Origin of the sequence: Bradyrhizobium sp. JR4.3, from assembly GCF_040547695.1 — a bacterium.
Taxonomy (GTDB): Bacteria; Pseudomonadota; Alphaproteobacteria; order Rhizobiales; family Xanthobacteraceae; genus Bradyrhizobium; species Bradyrhizobium canariense.
On the sequence record NZ_JBEPQF010000008.1, the window covers coordinates 294,993 to 303,694 of the forward strand.

The 8,702-nt window shown below is 65.1% G+C and carries 7 protein-coding genes; all 7 read left to right on the forward strand.

The features are described from left to right. Nucleotides 1-51 precede the first annotated feature (51 nt). The 7 genes from ABIB91_RS16345 to ABIB91_RS16375 all read left to right on the forward strand — a co-directional run bounded on the left by ABIB91_RS16345 (nt 52) and on the right by ABIB91_RS16375 (nt 8,425). Nucleotides 52-2,082 (forward strand): sensor histidine kinase, encoded by a 2,031-nt coding sequence (locus ABIB91_RS16345; protein WP_354162756.1) that lies wholly within the window; start codon nt 52-54, stop codon nt 2,080-2,082. Beyond that, complete coding sequence (locus ABIB91_RS16350) at nt 2,052-3,797, forward strand: ATP-binding response regulator (RefSeq protein ID WP_354162162.1); 1,746 nt, start codon at nt 2,052-2,054, stop codon at nt 3,795-3,797. Before ABIB91_RS16345 ends, ABIB91_RS16350 begins: the two co-directional genes overlap by 31 nt. Nucleotides 3,798-3,807: 10 nt before the next feature. Continuing rightward, complete coding sequence (locus tag ABIB91_RS16355; RefSeq protein WP_007597984.1) at nt 3,808-4,542, forward strand: response regulator; 735 nt, start codon at nt 3,808-3,810, stop codon at nt 4,540-4,542. 408 nt (nt 4,543-4,950) lie between these two features. Next, nucleotides 4,951-5,562, forward strand: coding sequence for a sigma-70 family RNA polymerase sigma factor (locus ABIB91_RS16360; RefSeq protein WP_018456005.1), 612 nt, complete (start codon nt 4,951-4,953; stop codon nt 5,560-5,562). A 510-nt stretch (nt 5,563-6,072) separates the two neighbouring features. Continuing rightward, a complete protein-coding gene (locus ABIB91_RS16365; RefSeq protein WP_354162158.1) occupies nt 6,073-6,771 on the forward strand; it encodes a cytochrome c biogenesis CcdA family protein in 699 nt (232 codons plus the stop codon). Nucleotides 6,772-6,802: 31 nt separating this feature from the next. Continuing rightward, nucleotides 6,803-7,366: a thioredoxin family protein gene (locus tag ABIB91_RS16370; RefSeq protein ID WP_354162156.1), complete on the forward strand. Its 564-nt coding sequence runs from the start codon at nt 6,803-6,805 to the stop codon at nt 7,364-7,366. Between the two features lie 84 nt (nt 7,367-7,450). Beyond that, nucleotides 7,451-8,425, forward strand: a complete 975-nt coding sequence (locus tag ABIB91_RS16375; protein WP_354162153.1) for a hypothetical protein — start codon at nt 7,451-7,453, stop codon at nt 8,423-8,425. Nucleotides 8,426-8,702 lie beyond the last annotated feature (277 nt).

The window sequence follows — 8,702 nt, forward strand, 5'->3', positions numbered from 1 at the left end:
CACTTGCCCGGGCTTGGACACAGCGAGCATGCAGACAGGTCGCCCGGCCCGATGGGGCGGCTGCGCGCGCGGCTGGTCGGCGTGCTCCGGGCGGTGCCGATCCGCTGGCGCATCCTGTCGATCGCGGCGCTGAACTCCGCCGTGGTCATCGTGCTGGTCGGGCTGATCTGGAACGGCTCGCAGGTGCTCGGCTCGGCCTGGGACGACGTGCGCCAGGTGCGCGAGTCCGACCGGATCCTGGCGCTGCTCGAAAGCGAGACCGGGCGGCTGCACAATCTGATCCACCGCTACATCAACCAGCCGAGCTCCGATCTGTTCGCCGAGATCCTGCTGCTGCGCGAGGCGGTGCTGGGGACGCTGACCGACCGCGCCGCCAAGGACCCGATGCTGTCGGGCTCGGTCGAGGAGCTGGAGCGCACCACCGACCGCTTCCTCAACGGCTTCGGCGAGCTGCGCGGCGTGCAGGCCACCATCGCCAAAACCTATGAGGATCAGGTGCAGGGACCGGCCAGAGACATGGCCGGGCTCTACTCCATCATCGAAGGCGCCACCGGCCATCGCGACGCGCTGATCTGGCCTTCGCTCGGCAAGTCGCGCGAGGCCTTCACCGCGATGCTGGTCGCGGCCAATTCCTACTATCTGTCGCTGTCATCGGGTGCGGCCGACGACGCCCGCCGCAACACCGAGACGATCGAGAAGACCATCCCCGTGATGATCGATCTCGCCGACAACGACCTCCAGCGCATGGCGCTGCGACGACTCGCGGCCCGGACCGCCGCGCTGCGCGAAGGCTTTGCAAAGCTCTCCGAGCAGCTCACGAACCGTACCGAGCTGCTGCGCAACACCATCGACGCCAACCAGGCCGAGGCGATCGGCGCCATCGACGATCTCTCCACCAAGATGCGCCAGCGCGAGCAGAAGGCGCAGGAGACGTTCGACCGCACGCTGGCGGACATTTCCCGTCGCGTTCTCTCCATCGCCGTGATCTTCCTCGGCATCATCCTCACCGCCGGCGTGCTGATCGCGCTGTCGATCCGGCTGCCGCTGCAGCAGATCATGGCGGCGATGCGCGCGATCACGCTCGGCGACCTCGGCCGCGAGGTGCAGGGCACGCGTGCGCGTGACGAAGTGGGCGCCATGGCGCGCGCGGTGGAAGTGTTCCGCGAGAACGCGATCGCGAAGCGTCAGACCGAGGACGAGCTGCGCGCGTCCAAGGAGAAGGCCGAAAGCGCGCTACTCGAGCTCAACGCCGCACAGCAGAATCTGATCGATGCCGAGAGGCTCGCCGCCCTCGGCGGCCTCGTCGCCGGCGTCGCGCACGAGGTCAACAACCCGATCGGCATCAGCCTCACCGTTGCGTCGAGTTTTGCCCGGCGCACCGAGATCTTCGAGGCCCAGCTCAAGGGCGAAGGCGGCCTGCGCCGCTCGCAGCTGGAAGAATTCGTGCAGTCCTCACGCGACGCCTCGCAGCAGCTCGTCGCCAATTTGCAGCGCGCCGGCGAACTGATCCAGTCGTTCAAGCAGGTCGCGGTCGACCGCTCCCATGCCGAACGGCGGCAGTTCTCACTCAGCGAAGCCACCGACCAGATCATCGCGAGCCTGCGCCCTGTGCTGAAGCGGTCGCCGATCACGCTCCATGTCGACATGCCCGAGGGACTGCTGCTCGACGGCTATCCCGGCTCCTACGGCCAGATCCTGACCAATTTGTTCCTCAACGCCGCCAACCACGCCTTTGCCGACGGCCGCGCCGGCACGATCACGATCTCGGCGCGGCCGCGCGGGGCCGACGACGTCGAGATCATCTTCACCGATGACGGGGCCGGCATGACCTCCGACGTGCAGCGCCAGGCCTTTGACCCATTCTTTACCACCAGGCGCAATGAAGGTGGCACGGGACTCGGCCTCCATATCGTCTATAACCTCGTCACCCAGCAGCTCGGCGGTCGCATGATGCTGGAATCCAAGCTGGGACAAGGCACCACATTTCGCATTATCATGCCGCGGGTCGCCAGGGGCGGCGGGCAAAGCACAGAGACTGACGGGACTTCTCAATGGCCGAACAGGACGATGTCCTCCACCTGATCGACGACACCGGTACCGCATCGGAGGATGTTGACGCCCGGAAATGGAAGATCGCCGTCATCGACGACGATCCGGCCGTGCATGACGGCACGCGCTTCGCGCTGTCCGACTACAACCTCAACGGCCAGGGCCTGGAGATCCTCTCCGCCCATTCCGCGGCCGAAGGTCGCAAGCTGATGGCCGCGCACAGCGACATCGCCGCCGTGCTGCTCGACGTCATCATGGAGACTGATGTCGCCGGACTCGAGCTGGTCGAGTACATCCGCAACGAGCTCAAGAACGAGACCGTGCGCATCATCCTGCGCACCGGACAGCCCGGCCAGGCGCCCGAGCGGCGCGTGATCGTGCAGTACGACATCAACGACTACAAGGCCAAGACCGAGCTCACCGCCGACAAGCTGTTCACATCGCTGACCGCGGCGCTGCGCTCCTACCAGCAGCTCGAGCGCATGCTGCAAACTCGGCGCGGGCTCGAGATCATCATCGACGCGGCTTCCACGCTGTACGACTTCAAGTCGATGCAACGGCTCGCCGAGGGCGTGCTGACCCAGCTCGCCTCGCTGCTCAACGTCGATTGCGCCGGCATCCTGGTCTTGCGCGACAATGGCGGCATCGACCCCGAGCTCTCGGTGCTCGCCGGCAGCGGCTGCTACAGCCGCTTCATCGGCACGACGTCGTCGAAGGCGCTCGACCCCGATCTGCGCGCAATGGTGGAAGCCGCTTTCCAGGGCCGCAAGAACGAATTCGCCGACCACCGCAGCGTGATCTATTTGCGCACCGGAAGCGGACGCGAGGTCGTGGTGCTGCTGCAGGCCGAGCGCGAGCTGTCCGAGACCGACCGCTCGCTGGTCGAGATCTTCTCCAGCCGGCTCTCGATCGCCTTCGACAACGTCATCCTCTACCAGCAGCTCCAGGCCGCCAACACCCAGCTGGAAGACCGCGTCGCCCAGCGCACCCGCGCGCTGATGCAGGCCAACCGCCGCCTCTCGGCGCAATGGCTGCGGCTGCAGCGCGCCAACGGCTTCAAGAACGAAATTCTCGGCACCGTTGCTCACGATCTGAAGAATCCCCTCGGCGTCATCCTCGGCCGCACCGAGATGCTGAAGGAGCTGATCTCGACCGGCGCGTCGTCAAGCGGCGTGGTGGCCCAGGTCGATCACATCCGCGATGCCACCAAGCGCCTGACCACGATGGTCGATCATCTGATCTCGGACGCGATGGCCGATGCCTTCGACATCACCATCCGCCGCGAGCCCGTCGACGTCGCGGCCCTGGTCAAGGAGGTCGCCGAGGCCAACCAGCCGCTCGCCGTCAACAAGCAGCAGGCGATCAGCGTCACCGCGCCCGTCAACATCGTCACCATGTGCGACACCGACCGCATCCGCGAGGCGATCGACAATCTGATCAGCAACGCCATCAAATACTCACCGATCGGCGGCAAGATCGGCGTCATCGTGAGCCATGAGGGCGGCGACACCATCGTCCGCGTCAGCGACGAGGGCGCCGGCCTGTCGCCGGAGGATCTCGGCCGCCTGTTCGGCCGGTTCCAGCGGCTGTCGGCAAAACCGACCGCCGGTGAGAGCTCGACCGGGCTTGGGTTGTCCATCGTCAAGCGTATTATCGACATGCACGGCGGCGAGGTGACCGCCGAGAGCGAGGGCCCCGGCAAGGGCTCGACCTTCACCATCACCCTCCCCGCGACCGAAATTCCGTGATCTCAGGACCATGACCCAAAGCCAGCACATCATGATCGTCGACGACGAGGCCCCGGCCCGGGAGATGGTCGGCGATTACCTCAAGATGCACGGCTTCACCGTGACGCTGTGCGACGGCGGCAAGTCCTTGCGCACGGCGATCGACGGCAGCATGCCTGACCTCGTCGTGCTCGACCTCAACATGCCGGAGGAAGACGGGCTCTCGATCATCCGCGACCTCAAGAGCCGCATCAACGTGCCGGTGATCATGCTGACGGCGACGGCAAGCCCGATCGACCGCGTCGTCGGCCTCGAACTCGGCGCCGACGATTACGTGGCCAAGCCGTGCGAGCTGCGTGAGCTGATGGCGCGCATCCGCTCGGTGCTGCGCCGGAGCGCACCGGCGAAAGCCGTGGCGGAAACGGCGGCTGCGAAATCGGACAAGGAGCAATTGGTGCGGTTCGGGACCAAGTGGCTCGATCTCGAAGCGCAGGCCTTGCGCGACGACGAGGGCAACGAGCACCCGCTGACAGCATCCGAGTTCGGGCTCTTGAAAGTGTTCGCGGCCAATCCGAAGCGCGTGCTGTCGCGCGAGCGCCTGCTGGAATTGGCCAACGCGCGCGACGCCGAAGCCTTCGACCGCGCCGTCGATCTGCGCATCATGCGCATCCGCCGCAAGATCGAGCCCGATCCGGCAAAACCCGCCGTGATCCGCACCATCCGCGGCGGCGGCTATCTGTTCTCGCCGGCGGGCGAGAAGGCGTAGCGGCCCCATTGTCGTCCTGGCGAAGGCCAGGAGCCATTATCCCGACGGGTAATTTGGGAGACGGCTGGTGATCCACAGTCGTCGTCAAACTCCTCCCTGGGGTAATGGGTCCTGGATCAGCGCTCGCTCCGCTCGCTTGTCCAGGACGACACGGGAGCGCGAACGCAAAAGCCCGAAATACGTTCCCGGCGCCTCCGCTTGTCGCCTCATCCCACCCCGTATTTTCCGTACATTGAAATTCCACGCTTTTTTGCCCCGAATGTTTCGTCGCGACTAATCCGACGAAACAATTTGGCGGCGCACGAAACCATTTTCCCCTTTTCGTGCAGACGTCCCGAAACGTTGGCTCATTAACACTTTGGTCGAAGGAAACGCCGCTCGGTTGCGGCGCTACGGGGAGCCAAGTCAATGCCGAACGTGATCGCCATCAACGCCCAAGCCAGCCAGAGCATCATTGCCGCTCAGGCGACCTCGGACGACATGCTTCTCGAAAGCATTGCCGACGGCAACCGGACGTCCATGCACATCCTTTATTGCCGGCACAATGTGCGCGTCTACCGCTTCATCCTGCGGATCGTGCGCGACGCCACCACGGCGGAAGACCTCGTCAGTCAGGTGTTTCTGGACGTGTGGCGGACCGCTGGCCAATTCCAGGGCCGGTCGCAGGTTTCGACCTGGCTGCTCTCGATCGCCCGCTTCAAGGCGCTGACCGCGATGCGCCAGCGTCGCTTCGAGGACATCGACCAGGAAGACGTGCGCCAGATCGCCGATGGTTGCGACACGCCGGAGACCTCGCTCGATCGCAGCGACACCAGCGCCATCCTGCGCGCCTGCGTTCAGAAGCTGTCGCCCGCCCATCGCGAGATCATCACGCTTGTCTACTACCACGAGAAGTCGGTGGAGGAGGTCGGACAGATCATCGGCATCCCGCAGAGCACGGTGAAGACCCGGATGTTCTACGCCCGCAAGCAACTCGCCGAATTGCTCAAGGGCTGTGGCGTCGAGCGCTTCGCCGCCTGAAGTTTAGATATTTCAATGGGATAGGACATCTGCTTTGGCCCTGTCCCGGACACGGAAGTGTTACCGCCGACGAAACAATTGAAACAAAGCACAACATCAGGCGGAAAAACTTCCCTCCTATAAAGCTCACATACGGTTTCGTTAAACCTCCCAAGACCTCCAACGACCCGGACGGGATGCCCCCCTCCGGGTCGTTTTGTGTTTGGGGCAGACTGCTGCGGCGGTGCGCTTGAGTGAGGCGGGCGGTCTCTCTCCTTCCCTCCCCCTTGTTGTGGGGAGGGGCAGGGAGAGGGGCCCACACGGGGACTCTCTCGACTTGTACGCGCGGCATGATGCCAGACGGATAGACCATTTGCTGGGCTACCCCCCTCCCTAACCCTCCCCCACAAGGGGGGAGGGAACGCACCGCCGCCCTTGGCCGGCACCTCCTCCGTCACGAGCACGTGACACTCGTAACAATCTGCCCATCACCGCCGAACCATCCTCGTGACCCCCATCACGAGTGCCCTGATGCTCGAACTTCTCTTCGCTGTCCTCGCCGGCATCCTCACCATCGCCGCGCCGTGCACGCTGCCGATGCTGCCGATCCTGCTCGGCGCCTCGATCGGCCGCAGCTCGCATTTGCGGCCCGCGATGATCGCGCTCGGCTTCGTCATCTCGTTCTCCGCGACCGCGCTGTTGCTCGGCGCGATCACGCGGGCATTCGATTTCGATCCGAATGTGCTGCGCGAGGCGGCATCGATCCTGCTGCTCGGCTTCGGCCTGTTGATGCTGTGGCCGGCGCCGTTCGAATGGCTGTCGATCCGGCTCAACGGCTGGCTCGATCTCGGCAACTCCAGCGCCACGCAGCGCGAGGGCGCGCTCGGCGGACTCGTGCTCGGCACCACGCTTGGCCTGGTCTGGACGCCCTGCGCCGGCCCGGTGCTCGGCTCGATCCTGACGCTGGTCGCGACGACGAAGAATTTTGGCTGGGCCGGCACGCTGCTGATCGCCTACGCGATCGGCGCGGCGATCCCGATGCTGGCGATTGCCTATGGCGGGCAGGCCGCGACGACGCGGGTGCGCAGCCTCGCGCGCATCTCGCCGCGGCTGCAGCAGGGCTTTGGCGTCGTCGTGATCGGTTTCGCGCTCGCCGCCTATTTCCAATACGACACGCTGATCGTGGCGTGGCTCACCGGCTTCTATCCCACCGGCCAGATCGGCCTGTGATCATCGCGCATCTCAACCGGAGGACTCGTCCATGACTTTCAAACTGCTCGCCGTCTCCGCCGCACTGATCGGCATCGCCGTAACAGGCGCTGTCATCCCCGGCATCTGCGGCGAGGCCGCGCGCGCTGTCCCTGTCGTCACCGCTGCCGCAAGCCAGCAGACTGCGCCCGACTTCACCGGCATCAACAACTGGTTCAACTCGAAGCCGCTCAGCCTCGCCGACCTCCGCGGCAAGGTCGTGCTGGTGGACTTCTGGACCTATGGCTGCGTCAACTGCGTCAACACGCTGCCGCACGTCACCGAGCTCTACGCCAAGTACAAGGACCGGGGTCTCGTGGTCGTCGGCGTGCACACGCCGGAATTCCCGTTCGAGCGCTCGGCGTCCAATGTCCAGGCGGCGCTGAAGCGGCACGGCATCACCTATCCGGTGGCGCAGGACAATGATTCCAGGACCTGGAACGCCTACAGCAACCAGTATTGGCCGGCGCAATACATCATCGACCAGAACGGCAAGATCGTGTTCCAGCACGCGGGCGAGGGCCGCTATGACGAGATCGACCGCACCGTGGCAAAGCTGCTGAACGCCAATAGCTGACACCCGGCGCGGGTCGCGCCCTTGTTGCTTGACTCCACGGACCCGTCCGTGGAGTTTCGCGGGCCACGCAATCAGCCGCCCGCGATGGACGACGCCACCAGCAGCCCTGACATTCGCCTTCGCGAAGGCGCCTCGATCGCGCAGCGGCTGGTCATGGCCGGCTTTGCGGCCGCCGTTGCGCTGTGCTTCACGCCGGGCCTGTTCACACATGACGTCCTGGAGGTGATCATCTCCGTGGTCGCGCTGCTGGTGGGAGCGGCGTTCGTCGGCATCATCATGCTGGCGCCGGCGGTGGTGTGGATCATCACGCCGGACGAGATCCTGATCGGGGAGCAGCGCCCGTTCGGGAAACTGAAGACGCGGATCGTCGGCAAAGATGACATCAGGGGATTGCAGGTTCCCGGCAGCAAGAGGGCGAAAGCCCGCTTCCAGCTCGCCTTCACCTTGGCCTCCGGAGAACGCCTGACATCGCCACCGATCGCCGATGTCACCCATGTGCACGACACGGTGGCGCGGATCGCCGCGCAATTCGACGTTCCCGACGTCGAGTCTCCGGTCAACCCGCTCGATGCCAGCAATCCCGAGATGCGTCTCGGCGACCCCCTCGAGCCGTTTTCCAAGAGGGACATCAGGATCTTCGCGCTGATCGTCGTCGCATTATGCGCCGTTCCCTACGCCTACAGGCTCTGGCGTGGCCTGTCGCCCGGGCCGGTCGACATCATGCTGCTGCCGGTCGGCGCGATCGCCGCTTTCGGCGTGTCCCGTTATGCCAACCTTGTGACCGGCGCTTTCTGGATCATCCGCCAAGGCGATATCCGCATCGAACGCCTGTGGGGCGACGGCACGTTGCGCGCCGACCATGTCGCGGGTCGCGACGTGAAGTCGATCACGGTCGAGCGCCGCGGCCGCTCCGAGGACGAGCACTGCATCGTCGTGATCCGATTGCAGTCGGGACGACGGTTTCGCAGCCCTCGCATCGGGTCAAGGCCAGAGGCCCGGGCCGTGGGGACGGAGATCGTCCGGCGGCTCGGGATCGCGCCGGAGAACAACCAGATCTAGCCGGGATCCAGTGCGATTGGCGAAGTTTGATCTCGCCGCGAATTCGGTCTGAGCCTCACCCGCTTGCTTGCGGGAGAGGTCGGCGCGTCCGGGCGATGCGAAGCATCGTCCCGCGCGACGGGTGAGGGTTCTCTCCACGTTGGGAGTGCCCCATTGCAGAGACACCCTCTCCCCTACCCTCTCCCGCAAGCGAGGGCTTTGCGTAAATCGCGAATCTGCGATTCTCTAAGAGACATCTGAAGAGGATCTGGGGATGGCATATCGGCAGGTGGGGCAA